Raw genomic sequence first — 17969 nt, forward strand, 5'->3', positions numbered from 1 at the left:
CATTAAACTTAAAAGTAAATCAGCTATACTCAATGGCTAAGTGGTCACCTGAATAAACACCCAATGAATCGACCATAATAAAATCAAATAGATACAGATATTAAAAATTCCAGGTAATGCAATCCATTCTTTTTCAACCAAACGATCTGTGCCAATACAGACCACTTTCCAAATCATGAATGCCAAAATTGCTTGAATTAAAAATATTGGGACATATACGCCATAAATGTTGAGCTCACCCATTTTTATGCTCCCAATAGAACAGTTGAAGGTTGGGCATCAACCAGATGAATATGACAGATGCTATTGCGAATATTATTTACAGAAATCTCTATGCGCTGTCGAATATCTTGGTCGCCTACCGCTTGAGCTTCCTCTAGGACATGAGCAAATTGCTGAATCAGTGCTTGTCGTAAGTTGTTATCAGGCTGAGCTAGTGCTTTTTCAATTAACCACTGATTGAGTAAGCGCTGTAATTCAAAAATTGCACTGGTTGTTGCAGATTCAGGAGACAATTTTTTGACCAACTCCTGCAAACGGGTTAAATCAATAGCAGCACTTGATTCAATCAAAGCATTATTAATTTCAATTTTGAGTTGTTCTGACTGAATCAATTTGGTATTTAACACGCCAATACGATCAAGCATACTGCGTAAATGAATTCTAAAGCCTGTTCCATAAGACATCGCAATACTTTCACGCAAAGCTTTATAGTGTAAAGCCAACATCCGCTTTACTGTCATTTCTGGTGACATTGAACGTACCATTTGCATGATACAAACCGTGATAATCGGACCAATCACGGTCGCAATTGAAGCATCAAAAAATGTGATCTGGTCCATTAAATAGCGATTTTGTAGATTTAATCCCATGATGGTACTCATAATCAGAGGCAAACCCAGTACATGTAAAGGCGGATGCAAATACAACATCACGCAAAACATAATAAACGGTGCTAATACAACGGCCAATTCCCAAAATGCTGTGATATGGGGGAAAATCCCATAAGCATAAATAAAAACCAAAATAGCGGCATAAATACTGGAGCGGATAAATATTTTTAATGCAGGTACTGGGTCATCTAAAAAGGTCAAAATACATGCTGTAATTGCGGCCATTTCTGCCACCATAAACCCCATTTTCCAACCACTTAAAATCCAAAATGCACAAGCAATATTGGTTGTTAAAAATGCCGATACTCCGCCACGCACGGCTATTCCATAGTCACGATGCAAACTTGGATAGGTCGTGGTTAACGGTACTATTGACTCAGGTAAGCTATGATTGCCTTGTTGCATACATTGCCAAATAAACTCCACTGCACGAACATTTTGAATAAAATGGCGAATATCCATTTTTAAACTGCCCAACATTACCTGTTGTTCAGCTGTTGCATGCTCAGTGATCGTTTGAAATTCTTGGTCAAAATATTCAGGCAGATGCTTAAGCTCATTCTCAAGAATGGCATGTTTATTTGCTAAAAAGTCATCAACTTTTTGGTGAAACTCAAGCAGATACGGACGATAATTTACATCAATTTGATCCAGTTGCTTTATTCGTTCTGACATTGCGACCAAGTTAGCCACTAACATGGTCACTTGATGTAGCAACTCTTGTAGTGGTTTGGTCATGCCTTTAAATTTTGAAGTTTCATAACTTAAATGCACAGCCATACTATGAATATCTGTCGTATCACGAGTGATATTGGTCAATAGTTGAGTGTAATTATCCGAATGTGCAGGATCAGACAAGATTGAGTCAAAAGCCTGTTTGGTATCTTGCATAGTTTTAGTGACACGTAGCTCCACCACAGGCCCGATATGCATAGGAAATATGGTGGCAGATACCACTGCACTACACACAACACCCAATGAAATTTCTAAGAACCGCCCAACTGCCATGTCAAAAATGGACACTGTCTCAATATAAAAAATTGAGTTAAAACAGATAATCACTGCGGTATAACCCGCTAACATCACCACATAACTGCGTGGTGATCGATCAATTAAAGATAAATAAAGACAGCCCCCCACCCAAGTTGCCAGTACAAAAGTAAATAACCAAGGTGTATTGACCAAGTGGGGCATCACTGCGATGGCAAAAATTGCTCCGATCAAGGTTCCTAAAATTCGATAGATACTTTTAGACGCCATCATCCCTGAGTAAGGATTGGCTATCACAAAGACAGTACCAATCGCCCAAATCGGATAGCTCAAATTAAGTTCAAATGCAATATAGAGTGCCAGCATTCCTGCAATGAAAGTTTTGCTCGCAAAAATCCAATCGAGTTTATTGGGTCTAAAAGCCAATAAGGGTTTGATCAGTAACATGCAAGCAACTCACTATAAATTCAATTTCATTGATTTTCTCTTTCATATCTAGCTCTGTAAGATCTAGAAAGCTAATATTCACCACTTTTATGAGGGTTTGTTGTGTACATCACATTTCTTTTCTTAGCGACCAAAAAACCGCACTGCTTAGTCAAATAAACAGTGTGGTTTAAAAAAGGATGTGAATAGAAGAACAAATTTAGGCATTTGTTCAAATACAACGATTGAGTAGAGAAGGACTCAATTTATGATAAAAATTTACACTTTTAAAAAAGTATAGATTCATCATTGGATATTCATATGAGCAATAATCTCAAAAAAAATGCAATTAATCAATAAAAATATCTCATATTGATAATTTATTAGAATAAAATTTATTTTAATGTTTAAATATAATGCTTTTTCTCAAAATAGCTACTAAAGTTAAAAATGTAGAATCATTTGCATTTACAATGCAAATTCCGCTGTTTTTTCTTGAACAATTTGTTATAAAGTAACATTCATTATTTATTTTTTTTGATTCTCACTAATTGAGTAGGTCATCAATGGCACTTTCCAGTTTTGGCAAAATTCTCACCGTATTGGATTTATTTTCGGTGTCTCGCCCAGTAATTAATGTCGATGTGATTTGTGAAGAGCTTGGTTTATCAAAACCAACTAGTTACCGCTATCTGAAAGAGTTAGTTTCGGCTGATATTTTGCAACGCTTAAATGGGACTTCAGGTGATTACACCCTTGGACCTAAAATTGCTGTGATGGACTATATTTCTAGAACCACAGATCCACTGGTTCAAATCAGCAAACCGTTTATGCAAGAAATTTCAGAGCGCACAGAACTTTGCTGTTTACTAACACATTTAAATGATGACTATTGTATTGATGTTCATCATGAAGTGTATCGTGATGAAACTTTACTATCTTATGGTCGTGGTTGCCCTCGTCCCGTATTCATGGGCTCTTCACCTAAAGTGATCATGGCGCATTTATCTAAGCAGAAAATTCATGAGTATTACCTTCGCTTTGCAACTCAATTAACTGAAGTTGGTTTTGCTGAAAATGAAGAAACCTTTGTCAATAAAATGAAAAAAATAAAAAAACAAGGATATTATTTTTCACAAGGCGAACTTGATCCAAATGTTTCTGGCTTATCTATCCCAGTGAAGTTTTCAAGTAAAGAAGCTCCTTTAGCGCTGACCGTGCTTGCTTCAAAAAATCGTTTTGAATACGTCAACACTCCAAAATTGATTGAAACACTGCAAGAGTCTGCTGCGCAGATTGAAAAACGCTATCAGGCACTCTCTGCAAATGACCAATTATCTGAATTTCACCCATAAATGAAATAGGGTTGATAATTTAACATTTTGTAATGTTTTTATATCTTGATAATGTTTTTATATTCTCATAATATGATTATGTTCTTCAGTAACCCATGATTTTTGGATATTGTTTTTACGGAAACAATTCCTCCTCAGAGTAAAAAAGCCTATGTGTTCATACATAGGCTTTTTTATTTGCACATCTTTTATCCATCAAGTTTACTTTTGAGCCACTAAAAAAATAATTAGAGTAATTGGCGAATCATTTTCATTCGGGAATAATCTAAAGCATCCAATAACAATGATGCATAATTTTAATTAAGGAATGCTATGAATATTCTCATCGTGCATGCACATCCCGAACCACTTTCGTTTACTACGGCCATGAAAGATCATGCTGTTGAGGTCTTGGAAAAATTAGGACACCATGTTGATGTTTCAGACTTATATGCCATGAACTTTAATCCAATCGCATCAGGTGATGATTTTTTAGAATTGAGTAATCCAGAATATATGAATTATGCTTTGGAACAACGTCATGCTTGTAAAAATAAGCAGATCTCTGAAGATATTCAAATTGAAATTGAAAAAGTACAAAGAGCAGATTTAGTCATTTTGAGTTTTCCCATGTACTGGACATCTGTACCTGCAATTTTAAAAGGCTGGATTGATCGTGTATTCGTTTCAGGTATTTTCTATGGTGGCAAACGTTTTTATAACCACGGCGGCATGGTCGGGAAAAAAGCCTTATTAAGCTTTACCTTAGGTGGTCGTGAACATATGTTTGGTGATCATGCGATTCATGGTTCAATTGAAGACTTATTACTGCCGATTCAACGTGGAACTTTAGCTTATGCAGGCTTTGACGTACTGCCTCCATTTACGGCTTACCATGTCCCATATATTTCTAACGAAGCACGCCAACAAATCCTGCTAGATTATCAGCAATATTTAGAGAATTTAGAAAATTTACCTGCTTTAGTGTTCCCTAAACTTGAACAATTTGATGACAAACTTTACCCACTTGGATAAAAATAACGAAAGGTCAAATTTACACGAGGCGCTAAAATTCGCGTGGATTTAGCGAGGGTATGTTTCCAATAACGTTGGGTCTGCCCTTGCATCACAATCAACTGACCACTATGTAAAAGTAAATCTACTTTTTTAGCTTTCCACTTGTGCTTAAAACTGAATTTTCGAGTAGCACCTAAACTCAATGAAGCAATCACCACATTGTGGTTGGGCGCTTCCAGTGATGGCTCATCATCACTATGCCAACCCACGCCTTGTGAGCCATTTTCATATAAATTTGCCAGACAGGAATTATAAGTGTGCCCTGTGAGTTGCTCGATATGCTGTTTGAGTCGATATAAAGCAGGATTCCAGATATGGGCTTGTTTTGCCATACCTGAATAATGATATTGGTAATCCTCATCGCCATACCACACCACTTTGCGCTCAGTTTTATAATATTGACCATGCAAATAAACTTCATCATGTTGCCAAGCCAAATGCTGTAGAAAATAATTTAAATATTTTTGACTTTGTTCATGATCCAAAACTAAGCCAAAGTCTTTTACTACCCCATCATAAGGCAGTAAATTATCTTGTGCTTCAGGTTCAAATAAATCTAAATTCATTGTGTAAAATGAGCTACTGGTTCATCCAACAATGAATCAATATTGAACATGAAACAAGTCATTTTTAATCAAAATTGAACAACTTTAATATGAAGAATAGCAGTTCATATCATGGATAAATATTCAAATGAACAGGGGGATATAGAAGGCGTCTAAGCCTATTTAGCCAAATATGGCGAAGTCCCACCTCCATGGAATTTGCACTAAAATACCATCCTTATTCAATAGGATGGAGAATGGCAAAAGGAGAATCACATATGATGTATTTAGATGAATTGATGAGTCAGCAAAAATGAGCTTTGCTGAAAAAGTCAACTATTTGTATGGTTATCCAGTAGCACCAGTTTGGTATCAATGGCTTTCACTTTTTATGGGATGATCATCCATATGATATGGAAGATGAAGACTATCTCAAGTATTTTGAAAAGCTTAATCAACTCGGATTTAAATTAGCAGATCAATTTCAAGAGGATTTTAATCGTGAAGATTTGGACTAGTATAAGACTAGCATTAAAATCTTTCACAATTCAAAACATAGCAATCACTTGTAGCAAAGTTTATTCAGCTTTAGACTAAAACCAAGCTGATAAAAAGCAAAAACCTATGAATTTATGGCAATTATTTCAAAAATTACGCCCCTTTGTACGTCCCTACCGCTGGCTTGTCATCGTCACCTTAGTGTTAACGTTGATTGGTTCACTCACCGCTCAGGTCAATGCGCTCACACTTAAATATGCTGTAGACAGCATTAACCAACTGATCCAAGCAGGACAAGGCCTAGCGGATGGATGGCACATTATCATTACCATTACCGTGGTTTTATTGGCCAAAGAAGTCATCAATGCAATTGTTCAATTTGGGCAAAAATCATTCGGTGAAAAACTCAGAATTTTAATTTCACAGGACCTATCTCAAGGCATTATCGAAAAATTTATTACCTATCGATTGGCCTTTTTTGATCAGAAAAATAACCAAGCAGGAAAATTACAAACTCGTATCGACCGTGGAGTTAGCTCACTCACTCGACTGGTGCAAATATTTTTTATTGATATTTTACCGTTATTTACCAGTGCAATTATTGCTTTAGCCCTAATGTATTATGCCAATTTTTGGGTAGGTGTGGTTGCGACAATCATTGTACCAATTTACTTTTGGCTGACCTTTAAACAATCACAAAAACTTTCTGGCAAACGTCGAGCCTTGCGCGATAACATGGAAAAGAAGAATCAAGGTATTTTGAGTATCATTAACTCAATTACAGTGATTAAATCTTTTAATAAAGAGGCTGTTGAATCCACTAAGCAACTGAATTTACAAAAGTCACTGACTGAAAATCAGATGCAAACTCGACAAACCAGCTATATTTTTGATGGTCTAAAAACCTTTATCGAACAAGTTGGTGTAGTCCTGATCATTATTTTAACTGCTTATTTTGTTTTAGATGGACAAATGAGTATAGGGATGATCATGTACCATGTATTGCTGTTCAATAACGTGTCTGCACCGATCCGTTCTTTGCATCGTATTTATGATGAAATTAACTCGGCAATGATCTACTCAGAAAGCTTCTTTGGCATCTTAGAAGCAGATCATGAAATCGAAGCCAGTGGTTTAATGAAACCTCAAATTCATGGCAAATTTGAATTGGAAAATGTTGATTTTATCTATCCCAATGGTCATCAAGCCTTACATCGGATTAACATGACTATTCAACCCAATAAAATCACGGCCTTAGTCGGCTTATCAGGTGCAGGGAAATCAACCTTAATCAGTCTACTGGATAAATTTTATGCCCCGAATTCAGGCTGTATCAGACTCGATGGAATTGATCTAGGGCAACTCGATACACACTATCTAAGAGAACATATTGGCTTGGTATTGCAAAAGAATCATATTTTCCAAGGCTCAATTTTAGAAAATATTCGTTATGGTAAGCCCCATGCAAGCAATGAAGAAGTCATCGCAGCTGCAAAAAAAGCCTCGATTCATGAGCAGATTTTGAAACTCCCACATGCCTATGAAGCAGATGCCTTGCTGTTGTCTGGCGGACAACAACAGCGTATCGCACTTGCTCGAATGTTCCTCAAAAACCCGCCAATTATCTTTTTAGATGAGCCCACAGCGAGTTTAGATGCCATCGCTTCAGAGCAAATCAAACAAAGTTTAGATGAGATTAAGCAAGGCCGAACTGTGATTATGATCTCGCATAGCCTTTCACAAATTATTGATGCCGATTACACCTATGTGATGAAAGAAGGACAAATCGTTGAGCATGGTGAACATCATGATCTTTATCATCAAGATGGTGCTTATAAGGAAATTTTTGATGCGATGGCTAAAAGCTTAAATATCGAAAAAATTGCACGAACTTTTGAAGATGATAGTGAGGAAGAAACCCATAGCTAGGGATTGTTGACATTATTTTATACCAGCTCACACATTAATGTTAACCTAATTTCGATGTAAATTTTTTGATCAAATATGATACTCGGAAACGTCTTTCGCAACTGTCTGAGGCAGGACTTCATCCTTAAAGTGTTGTTTCTGCGATTCATTGAATGCATTGCGGGTTGTCTTCGAGTTTTGCGGTGAGCAGCGATGTAGCTACGCAAGATAGTTGCCCTTGTGGAGCTTAGCTCCTCATGTTAAAACCAAAGTGGGGCGAGCCTAAGGCTGATCCTGAAATTGAATGAGCACTTAACAAGACTCCGCCAAGAGCATTGCTTTTCAATAAGTTAAAGACAGAGTTAGGTCGAACCCATGTTAAGGTTATACTCTTTCAATCACTTGCACTTTTGGTATCGCTAATCATTCAACATAAGTCTATCAGATAGCGATATACATTATCTTTTATGGACTGTTATTCTCTCATACAAATAAAAAGCCATTCTATGTTCTAGAATGGCTTTTTTCTTTTTAAAGTAATGTGTTTAGAGGCAAATCATTTCCATTTTACTGCTTGGACTTCAACCTTTTTAGGATTATCCGTTTCAGCACTACTACAACCACAACCGCCACCACATCCACTCACCATCGCAGGCTGAATCCATTTGGCTAAACGAGTCCAACCTTGCGACTGACAAAATTGAGCCAGCTTAGAAAACACCGAATACGCTGACTTTGGGAAGACTTTCTTAAATACAAAAATTGCACTCCAAATCACCAATACCGCAATAATCAATAATTCAATCATCTCTAGCTCCTTTGCTTCAAGATTTTGGCTTATAGACCAAAATAACGTGATGCAATTTGATAAGTGAGAAAAGCCATTAAATAAGCCAAACCAAATAAATAAACCGTCATACCCGCAACAGTTTTCCAAGAACCTGTTTCACGTTTCACTGTTGCCAATGTTGCTAAACAATGTGGTGCATAAATAAACCACACCAACAAGGATAAACCTGTTGCAACTGACCAACTTAAATCACCCTGACTGATCAGATGCGATAAACCCTGCGCCACTGCATCATCATCAGTTGCAGATAAAGCATAGACAGTCCCCAATGCCGCAACCACAACCTCACGTGCTGCCATCGCTGGGATTAAAGCAATACAAATTTGCCAATTAAACCCAAGTGGTTCAAAGATTGGGTGCATCACATGCCCCAACATCCCGGCAAATGAATAGTCAATTGCGGGTAATGTTGCACCTTCTGGCGGTTGAGGGAATGTACATAAAAACCATAACAAAATAGATAAAGCGAAGATAATTCCACCAACACGCTTTAAGAAAATTTTGGCACGGTCTAGTAAACCAATCCACACACTTTTTATATCTGGGATGCGGTAACTTGGTAATTCCATCAGTAAAGCATGTTGTGATTTATCTTTCTGGAAAAATTTCAGCACAGTCGCAACAATGAGCGCACTCACAATTCCCGCCATATATAAACCAAAGAGCACCAAACCTTGTAGATTGAGAAATCCCCAAACCATTTTTGATGGAATAAATGCTGCAATCAGTAAGGCATAGACAGGTAAACGCGCTGAACACGTCATCAATGGCGCAACAAGTATGGTCACCAAACGATCCCGTGGATCACTAATACTTCGAGTCGCCATAATTCCAGGCACAGCACAGGCAAAGCTGGATAATAAAGGAATAAAAGCACGACCACTTAAACCAGCTTTAAACATTAATTTATCAAGTAAAAAAGCTGCACGCGGTAGATAGCCAGATTCTTCTAAAACCAAAATAAAGAAGAAAAGAATTAAAATTTGTGGCAAGAATACCAGCACACTTCCTGCGCCTGCAATGATCCCGTCAACCACTAAACTATTGAGCAAAGGTTGGGAGATAAATTGCCCAATCCATCCACCAAACCAGCCAAAAAACTCTTCAATACCGTCCATAAAGGGCGCAGCCCAAGCGAATACTGCTTGGAAAACAATAAACATCATCAGCGCAAGACTGAGAAGTCCTAAAACAGGGTGTAAAAAAATCTTATCGAGAAAATCAGTCCGTTTATCTTCATGATCTAAAAAAATCACCACATCTTTTAAAATTTGGTCAATTTTTTCATGATTAGAACCTGAAAGTTTAACATCACTCAATTCTGTGCTTGGGGTATGGAATTTTTCATTTTCCAAAGCACTCATCAAATTTTCAATACCAGTATTTCGTACAGCAACCGTTTCCACTACGGGAACACCTAAACGCTGTGATAATTTTTGTGTATTGATCTGCATACCACGACGACGTGCTTCATCCATCATGTTTAATACAAGCAGAATCGGTTTGCCTTGTTCAATGATTTCAAGGACAAGCCCCAAATGTAGTTTTAAGTTGGTAGCATCTACGACACATAAAATCGCCTGCTGATCTTTCTCTTCAGCAATTTTACCCAAAACTACATCACGGGTAATTGCTTCGTCAGGACTGGCTGCATTAAGGCTATACGTCCCTGGCAAATCTAGAACACGAACTGCACGACCAGAAGGTAAGTTAAATGTACCCACTTTACGTTCAACAGTTACCCCAGCATAGTTAGCAACTTTTTGACGTGTGCCTGTTAAATGATTGAAAAGTGATGTTTTACCGCAGTTAGGATTTCCCACTAAAGCAATACGTAAAGTTTCGCTCATGCGGGAGCTCCTTCTAATGCCTGATGTATCTCAATTTTCTCGGCTTCAATCTTGCGTAAAGCAAATCGAGTAAAACCGACTTGAATTAGAATCGGATCACCACCAAAAATACCTTTTGTGATCACTTGTACACGTGTGCCAGGCACAAAACCTAGTGTTTCTAAACGACTCGCCACTAAATCTGGCTGATTGACATTATCTTCTGAGGTACGATTGACCTTTGCGATAATGGCAGTTTGCTTTACTTTCAAGTCTGACAAACGCACTGCAATTAACCCTAAAATTTACACGATAGACAGATTATTATACATACAAATGAGAATAATTACCAAGTAAGGTTCGATTACAATTCTCATTCAAACAAAGTATTCGACTTATGTTTTCTTTTAATCTACATTCCATCAACAAATAAGTTTTAAACTTCGCTTAAGGCCATGCTAAATAAGAAACCGCGTATCCCTACTGCTGTTACTATTCCTGAAAATTTAGGCTTTTTACAGGGATTCCGTGATTATTTAATTGCGCAAACGGTCAGTCCCCATACAAGAAATGCCTATTTATCCGACTTAATTCAATGTAGTGAATGTGTAAATTCTTACTTACCTGATTGGTCGCATGAAGACATTTCTGATGTTCTTATTGAACTCACCAAACAAGGTAAAAGTCCTCGGTCAATTGCACGTTCGCTTTCGGCATTACGTTCATTTTTTAAGTTTTTACGGGAACAAAAAATTCGCTTAGATAATCCTGTGGCGATACATAAAACCCCAAAAATCGGACGAGCCTTACCTAAAGATTTATCTGAACAAGACGTTGAAGCCCTGATTCAAGCACCCGATGTTACTACGGCGCTTGGTTTACGTGATCGTGCTATGTTTGAAGTGCTTTATGCTTGTGGTTTACGTGTTTCAGAGCTACTTAATTTAAGATTAGATCTGATTAATTTAAAACAAGGCTATTTAAGAATTACAGGTAAAGGGAATAAAGAGCGCCTAGTTCCTTTAGGCGGGATAGCTTGTGAATGGGTGGAAAAGTATTTAACTGAATCTCGTCCACAACTATATAAATCATCTACCGATTATCTATTTCTAACTCAACATGGCGGTATTATGAGTCGTCAAAACTTTTGGTATGCCATCAAGCGTTATGCCTTACAAGCCGGGATCCAAGCAGAACTATCACCGCATACTTTACGTCATGCTTTTGCAACGCATCTTTTAAATCATGGCGCTGACTTACGGGTTGTACAAATGCTTTTGGGTCATAGTGATTTATCAACTACCCAAATTTATACCCATGTTGCACAAATCCGTATGCAACAATTACATGAAAAATATCATCCTCGTGCTTGAAGACTTAGAATGAAACGTATATCGGCAATTTACATCCCTTAATCAAGTTTTAAAGTACAGTATTCAAAATTTTGTTATGCTAATTCCCTCAAATCATGCTGAAGAAACATAAAGAGTTATTTATGCAATTGAATCGTTCAAAATTGATGTTGGCTTGTCTTATTGCAAGCACGATGGCAGTGAGTGCTTGTTCAAAAAACTCAGACTCAAAAAAAGATGACACTTTAACTGCGACAGCACCTGCAACAGGTGAAGCATCGAATTTAACTGAGCGTGATGCAAAACAACGTTTAATCCAAACATTACAAGCCAATTTCAAAAAAGCAGGCGTAAAAGCCAAAATTTTAGATGCTAAATCAACAGAGATGCCAAATCTTTATTGGATCAGCATGGAAGGAATGAGCTCCGTCTATGCAACATCTGATGGTAAATTTCTGATCCAAGGCGATGTGATCCGTTTAGGTGGTGATAAACTCACTAGCATTGGTGACAAAATACAAGCTGCAGAAAACAAGAAATATCTGGCTGACTTAAATATTAAAGATCTCTTGGTCTACCCTGCTCAAGGCAAAGTTAAACATGTGATTTATGTATTTACCGATGCAAGTTGTCCTTATTGTCATAAACTTCATGAACATATCAGTGAAATCACCGCTAAAGGTATTGAAATACGTTATATCGCATGGCCACGTGGTGAACAATTTATACCGACTATGGAAAGTATTTGGTGTAGTGCAGACCGTAGTGCTGCATTTAATCAAGCCATTGCAGGTACTGCGCTTCCACCAGCTAGCTGTAAAAATCCAGTTCGTGATCTCTATGCTTTAGGTCTAAAAATGGGTGTGAATGGTACACCTGCAATCTACAATGCAGAGGGTGAATATTTAGGTGGTTACATGACTGCTGATGAAATTGAAAGCCGTTTAAATAAATAATTTTTATCAGTAAATTTACTATTATTTATAGCTCAATATAAAGATGCGCCAGACTCTAGAGTCTGGCGCATTTTTTAGCTATGATCTAAGCTTAATATAATTTATATACATAATTGGAGTGTGACGTGAAACCAGTTCGTCTGGCAATACTCGGTCTTGGAACCGTAGGCGGTGGTGCCCTTAAACTACTACAAGAAAACGCTGCTGAAATTAGACGTCGCACCGGTCGAGAAATTGAAATTACCCACGTAGGCACTCGTCGTCCACGGCCAGATCTAAATTTACCAGCTAGCATTAAACAAAGTGCCGATCTCTTAGACATTGTCCGTCAGCCTGATGTTGATGTTGTTGTTGAAGTCATGGGCGGTATTCATCCTGCTTATGAAGTCATGATGGAAGCCATTAAACATGGCAAACAAGTCGTAACAGCAAACAAAGCATTACTTGCAGAACATGGAAATGAGCTATTTAAAGCAGCCGATGACCACCATGTCCAAGTCGCATTTGAAGCAGCAGTTGCCGGTGGTATTCCAATTATCAAGGTCATTCGTGAAGGTCTAGCAGCCAATAAAATTGAATGGCTTGCGGGTATTATCAATGGTACAGGCAATTTCATTCTGACTGAAATGAGTGAAAAAGGCCGTGCCTTTGCGGATGTACTGAAAGAAGCACAAGAGCTTGGTTATGCCGAAGCAGACCCAACTTTTGATGTTGAAGGTATTGATGCTGCACACAAGCTGACCATTCTTGCATCATGTGCATTTGGTATTCCTTTACAGTTTGACAAAGTTTATACCGAAGGTATTACCAAGATTACTGCACAAGATGTGAAATACGCTGAAGAGCTTGGCTATAAGATCAAACATTTAGGTATTGCGCGTCGTTCTAGCAAAGGTATCGAACTTCGTGTACACCCAACCCTGATTCCAGAAGAAGAGCTTCTTGCCAATGTAAATGGTGTGAAGAATGCAGTTTTGGTTCAGGCCAATGCGGTTGGTCCTACATTGTATTATGGTGCGGGCGCAGGTGCAGGCCCTACTGCTTCTGCAGTCGTGGCAGATGTGGTCGATATTGTCCGTGATATCATTTACACAGAAGATGGTTCAGGCACAATTCCTCAGCTTGCCTTTGAAGCACTTTCCGACTTACATATCTTGTCGAGTGATGAGATGACTACAGGCTATTATTTGCGTTTAAATGCTGAAGACCAAACTGGCGTACTGGCAGATGTAACAACAATTTTAAGTCGCACGGGTATCAGTATTGATGCCATCATGCAGCAGCCCCGTTTAAAAGATCTGATTCCTATCGTGATTTTGACTGATCCGATCGTAGAATCGAAGATGAATGAAGCGATTGCACAAATTCAGGCATTACCTGCTATACATGGCGAAATCGTACGAATTCGTTTAGAATTGCTCGATAACTAATCGGGTTTTTAAACTCCTCTAAATTTGCAGCAACTGCATGCAAAGCGTCATTCAATGAATGGCTCAGCCTCTCAGAATAGAGGCTTAGAGGTTAAAAGAATATCTTATTTGCTCTACACTACACACAATTGGAACACCATCATGTCTAATGCCAATCGCTATACAGGACTTGTTGATCGCTATCGTGACCGCTTACCAGTATCGAAAACTACACGTGCTATTTCTTTAAATGAAGGCAATACACCTCTCATTAAATTAGACAATATTCCTGGTATTATTGGTAAGAATGTTGAAATTTATGTGAAGTATGAAGGTTTAAACCCGACAGGTTCGTTTAAAGACCGTGGTATGACCATGGCAGTGACCAAAGCGGTAGAAGAAGGCTCTAAGGCGATTATCTGTGCATCTACAGGTAATACCTCTGCTGCTGCTGCTGCATATGCTGCTCGTGCTGGCATCAAAGCATTTGTGTTAATTCCAGAAGGCAAAATTGCCATGGGTAAAATGGCACAAGCGATGATGTACGGTGCAATCACCATGCAAATTCGCGGTAACTTCGATGACGGTATGCGTTTGGTCAAAGAAGTTGCTGACCAAGCGCCTGTAACGATTGTTAACTCAATCAACCCATACCGTTTACAAGGTCAAAAGACCATTGCTTATGAAATCGTAGAAGCTTTGGGTCGTGCACCTGACTACCACTGCTTACCTGTAGGTAATGCAGGCAATATTACTGCGCATTGGATGGGTTATACCGAAGCAGTTGCTAACCAACCAGTTGAAGCATTTGAACAAGTGGTTTATGACCCTGAAACGGATAAGTTTACAGGTCCAAATCCTGAAGGTCGTCCGATCATGGTTGGTTATCAAGCTTCTGGTGCTGCACCATTTTTACGTGGTGGCCCAGTTGAAAACCCTGAAACCGTTGCAACAGCAATCCGTATTGGTAATCCTCAAAGCTTTAATCATGCTAAGGCGGTCGTTCGTGATTCAAATGGCTGGTTTGATGAATTAACAGATGCTGAAATTTTAGAAGCGCAACGTTTGCTTTCTATGTATGAAGGTGTATTTGTTGAACCTGCTTCTGCGGCATCTATTGGTGGTGCAATCCGTGACATCAAAGCCGGTAAAATTGCGGAAGGCTCTGTGATTGTATGTACAGTGACAGGTAATGGTCTAAAAGATCCTGATACTGCAATCAAACAATGTAAAGATGCCATTATGTTGTCTATTGATGCGACAATGAATCAAGTGAAAGACTCTATTCTTTCAAATATGTAAAACAGACTTCAAAATAAAAACCAGTTGTTCGCAGCTGGTTTTTATTTGCGCAATTTAAAAATTATTATTCTTCTTCATATGAGTCATAGTTCAGATCTGATCCGCTCGCACTATAATCAAGCTGTCAAAAAACTCAGACGCAAGAATATAATTTCTCTTAATTAATATTATCAATTAAATCATTTATATAGAAAAATAAACTATTTGATTATAAAAAGACTTGCAATGCCACACCTTACATTCAAAGTTTAACCATCTTTGCGTAGGCGATGACCCACTTTTCATAAGAGAGGCCAAACCCTGCGCTGCAAACAAAGCTGTACTTTGTTTTTGCTTATATTGGGCGAGGGTACGACCTATACTCCCAACGGCGACATCTATGTCGCTACACAGTAGGATAACCATCTATGATTCAAAAATACAAAATATGAGCTTTTTTTATGATCAATGACTTGACAGAAATCACTTATATGGATAATTAGGTGGTTTGACTATTTCTGTCTTTAATATCAATTGCTTTGTCTGCAGGATTTGTAAACACCAGCCAAATCCTGGCATTGCAAATTTACACATTTCATAATCTATTTTTTATGCTTAATTTAAGCAAAAAAAGCGCTCCATATTTTGAAGCGCTTTTTTAATTTGGATGGATAACTTCAGTGACAAACTGATTAGATACGTTTCGGTAAATTACTCACCCAGTTCAATAAATTGGTTGCATCATTGGTACGTGCCTGAGAAGAGCTTGCACCTAATAATACCACCACAGCCGGACGACTATTTACAGTGGTATGCATGACCACACAACGCCCTGCTTCATTGATATAACCCGTTTTGGAAATATTAATATTCCACCCACCATTACGTACTAGAGCATTGGTGTTGTTTGATTTCAGCACGCGATAACCCAAATTAAAGTCATAATGCGCTGTTGTTGAAAATTGGCGGATCAAACCATATTGTGATGCAGCACTGACTAAAATCCCTAAATCTCGAGCAGAAGAAACATTACGTGGATCCAAACCAGTAGATTCAACATAATGGGTTGAATTCATGCCCAATTGACGTGCTTTTGAATTCATTGCAGCAAAGAACGCTTGGCGACCACCTGGATAAGTACGCGCTAAAGCTGCTGCAGCTGGATTTTCAGATTTCATCAATGCCACAAGTAACATTTCAGCACGATTCATGGTATCGCCAACTTTTAAAGTTGAACTTGAATTCTTACCACCAGCACCCGCAAAATCGATTTGTTGCAAGGTAATGTCTTCAGACATATTTAAACGGGCATCTGCGGTAATCACTGCTGTCATCAATTTGGTAATTGATGCGATAGGTAACGCCATATTGGTATTTTTACTAAACAGAACTTCACCTGTTTTTGCATCCATTACCAATGCAGCACGCGCATTTACCGATGGTTGGCTATTATAGGTATTGGTGTCATAAATCTGTACAGACTTATTGGTCAATGTTGTCGGTGCAGCATTTGATGCACGAATTGTTGTGGTTAACGTGGTTGAGCCTTTTGGAGAAATATCTTCGCCATCATCATCCAGAGAATCACCATTGAGTAACTGGCTGGCATCTGAAGAAGACCAATTTACAGTTGCTTGTCCGCTCCCCCCCGATGAGTTCATAATGATTTCAGCAAAACCAGTCGAACTCAAACTGAGTAGTACTGACAAACTCAGCACATGCATTAACGTTTTTTTTGGTTTTTTCACGATAACTTACTCACCTCAAGGAGGTATTCACAAACTTGCTAATTACCTCAAATATGACTTACATTTACACTCAAACGTGACTATATTAAAACAAATATTTCAATCACGCCGTATTATGCGTAAATATTGAATGGATATTAGGAATAGGATTGCCAATTTTGTTATGTCTTTGCAAGTCTTTTTTGCTTTATGTAACAAAAATGTCGATATTGAGAAATTTAAGGAGGTGTAAGTGATTACTGTTTTAGTGGTAGATGACCATGAATTAGTAAGAACCGGCATCTGCAGAATGTTAGAAGATCAGACCGATATTCAAGTCATTGGACAAGCAGAATCTGGTGAAGAAGCAATTACGATTGTAAGGCAACACCATCCCAATGTAGTTTTATTGGATGTCAACATGCCTGGAATTGGTGGTGTAGAAACTACCCGTCGTTTGTTACAAACCGCACCTGAGACCAAAGTACTCGCTGTGAGTGGTTTGGCTGAAGAACCCTATCCGTCGCTGTTATTGAAAGCTGGTGCTCGTGGTTATATTACCAAGGGCGCACCAATCACTGAAATGGTTCGTGCAATCAAAAAAGTCATGCAAGGCGGTAAGTATTTTAGTGCAGATATTGCTGAACAACTTGCAAGCTCTTATTTATCCGATACACAAACCTCACCTTTTGACGCACTGTCAGAACGTGAAATGCAAGTTGCCATGATGGTGGTAAATTGTGTAAGCGCACAAGAAATTTCTGACAAACTTTTTGTCAGTGTAAAAACGGTCAATACTTATCGTTATCGTATCTTTGAAAAATTAGGACTTGATAGTGATGTAAAACTCACTCACCTTGCGATACGTTATTGTTTAATTAAGCCATAAATTGA

At 38.2% G+C, this 17969-nt stretch carries 15 protein-coding genes; 8 read left to right on the forward strand and 7 right to left on the reverse strand.

The window, feature by feature from the left end:
- Positions 1-36: 36 nt before the first annotated feature.
- Together AC4CVF_RS17195 and AC4CVF_RS17200 are read right to left on the reverse strand one after the other, a co-directional pair.
- Positions 37-243 carry a DUF1656 domain-containing protein gene (locus AC4CVF_RS17195; protein WP_336952320.1) on the reverse strand — a complete coding sequence of 69 codons (207 nt, stop codon included), beginning with the start codon at positions 241-243 and terminating at the stop codon, positions 37-39.
- Between the two features lie 2 nt (positions 244-245).
- Positions 246-2330, reverse strand: a complete 2085-nt coding sequence (locus tag AC4CVF_RS17200) for an FUSC family protein (protein ID WP_336952321.1) — start codon at positions 2328-2330, stop codon at positions 246-248.
- A 545-nt stretch (positions 2331-2875) separates the two neighbouring features.
- Here AC4CVF_RS17200 and AC4CVF_RS17205 point away from each other — a divergent pair.
- Positions 2876-3664 carry an IclR family transcriptional regulator gene (locus tag AC4CVF_RS17205; protein WP_004818582.1) on the forward strand — a complete coding sequence of 263 codons (789 nt, stop codon included), beginning with the start codon at positions 2876-2878 and terminating at the stop codon, positions 3662-3664.
- Between the two features lie 312 nt (positions 3665-3976).
- Positions 3977-4678, forward strand: a complete 702-nt coding sequence (locus AC4CVF_RS17210; RefSeq protein WP_483770418.1) for an NAD(P)H-dependent oxidoreductase — start codon at positions 3977-3979, stop codon at positions 4676-4678.
- Here the strand turns inward: AC4CVF_RS17210 and AC4CVF_RS17215 are convergent.
- Complete coding sequence (locus AC4CVF_RS17215; RefSeq protein WP_336952324.1) at positions 4663-5286, reverse strand: alpha-ketoglutarate-dependent dioxygenase AlkB family protein; 624 nt, start codon at positions 5284-5286, stop codon at positions 4663-4665. The genes AC4CVF_RS17210 and AC4CVF_RS17215 overlap by 16 nt on opposite strands.
- A 603-nt stretch (positions 5287-5889) precedes the next feature.
- Here AC4CVF_RS17215 and AC4CVF_RS17220 point away from each other — a divergent pair.
- On the forward strand, positions 5890-7692 hold the full coding sequence (locus AC4CVF_RS17220; RefSeq protein ID WP_336952325.1) for an ABC transporter ATP-binding protein: 1803 nt from the start codon (positions 5890-5892) through the stop codon (positions 7690-7692).
- 535 nt (positions 7693-8227) lie between these two features.
- Here the strand turns inward: AC4CVF_RS17220 and AC4CVF_RS17225 are convergent.
- Genes AC4CVF_RS17225 through AC4CVF_RS17235 form a run of 3 tightly spaced genes read right to left on the reverse strand, consistent with a single transcriptional unit; the run spans position 8228 to position 10637 of the window.
- A complete protein-coding gene (locus AC4CVF_RS17225) occupies positions 8228-8479 on the reverse strand; it encodes a DUF6587 family protein (protein ID WP_105714628.1) in 252 nt (83 codons plus the stop codon).
- A gap of 29 nt (positions 8480-8508) precedes the next feature.
- Positions 8509-10371, reverse strand: coding sequence for a ferrous iron transport protein B (gene feoB, locus AC4CVF_RS17230; RefSeq protein ID WP_336952328.1), 1863 nt, complete (start codon positions 10369-10371; stop codon positions 8509-8511).
- Positions 10368-10637, reverse strand: a complete 270-nt coding sequence (locus tag AC4CVF_RS17235; protein WP_336952329.1) for a FeoA family protein — start codon at positions 10635-10637, stop codon at positions 10368-10370. The genes feoB and AC4CVF_RS17235 overlap by 4 nt, the downstream gene beginning before the upstream one ends.
- Before the next feature lie 168 nt (positions 10638-10805).
- Between AC4CVF_RS17235 and xerD the strand changes: the two genes are divergently transcribed.
- The 4 genes from xerD to thrC all read left to right on the forward strand — a co-directional run bounded on the left by xerD (position 10806) and on the right by thrC (position 15369).
- A complete protein-coding gene (gene xerD, locus AC4CVF_RS17240; RefSeq protein ID WP_336952330.1) occupies positions 10806-11723 on the forward strand; it encodes a site-specific tyrosine recombinase XerD in 918 nt (305 codons plus the stop codon).
- Positions 11724-11845: 122 nt separating this feature from the next.
- Positions 11846-12658, forward strand: a complete 813-nt coding sequence (locus tag AC4CVF_RS17245) for a thioredoxin fold domain-containing protein (protein WP_336952331.1) — start codon at positions 11846-11848, stop codon at positions 12656-12658.
- Between the two features lie 125 nt (positions 12659-12783).
- On the forward strand, positions 12784-14088 hold the full coding sequence (locus tag AC4CVF_RS17250; RefSeq protein ID WP_004718385.1) for a homoserine dehydrogenase: 1305 nt from the start codon (positions 12784-12786) through the stop codon (positions 14086-14088).
- Between the two features lie 141 nt (positions 14089-14229).
- The gene (gene thrC / locus AC4CVF_RS17255) at positions 14230-15369 is read left to right on the forward strand and encodes a threonine synthase (RefSeq protein ID WP_336952333.1); all 1140 of its coding nucleotides are present in this window, start codon (positions 14230-14232) and stop codon (positions 15367-15369) included.
- A 671-nt stretch (positions 15370-16040) separates the two neighbouring features.
- Here thrC and pbpG read toward each other — a convergent pair.
- Complete coding sequence (gene pbpG, locus AC4CVF_RS17260; RefSeq protein WP_004718389.1) at positions 16041-17096, reverse strand: D-alanyl-D-alanine endopeptidase PBP7/8; 1056 nt, start codon at positions 17094-17096, stop codon at positions 16041-16043.
- A 232-nt stretch (positions 17097-17328) separates the two neighbouring features.
- Between pbpG and gacA the strand changes: the two genes are divergently transcribed.
- Positions 17329-17964 carry a response regulator transcription factor GacA gene (gene gacA, locus AC4CVF_RS17265; RefSeq protein WP_490789766.1) on the forward strand — a complete coding sequence of 212 codons (636 nt, stop codon included), beginning with the start codon at positions 17329-17331 and terminating at the stop codon, positions 17962-17964.
- Positions 17965-17969 lie beyond the last annotated feature (5 nt).

The sequence above is a fragment of the Acinetobacter sp. LipI_19 genome (assembly GCF_058242925.1).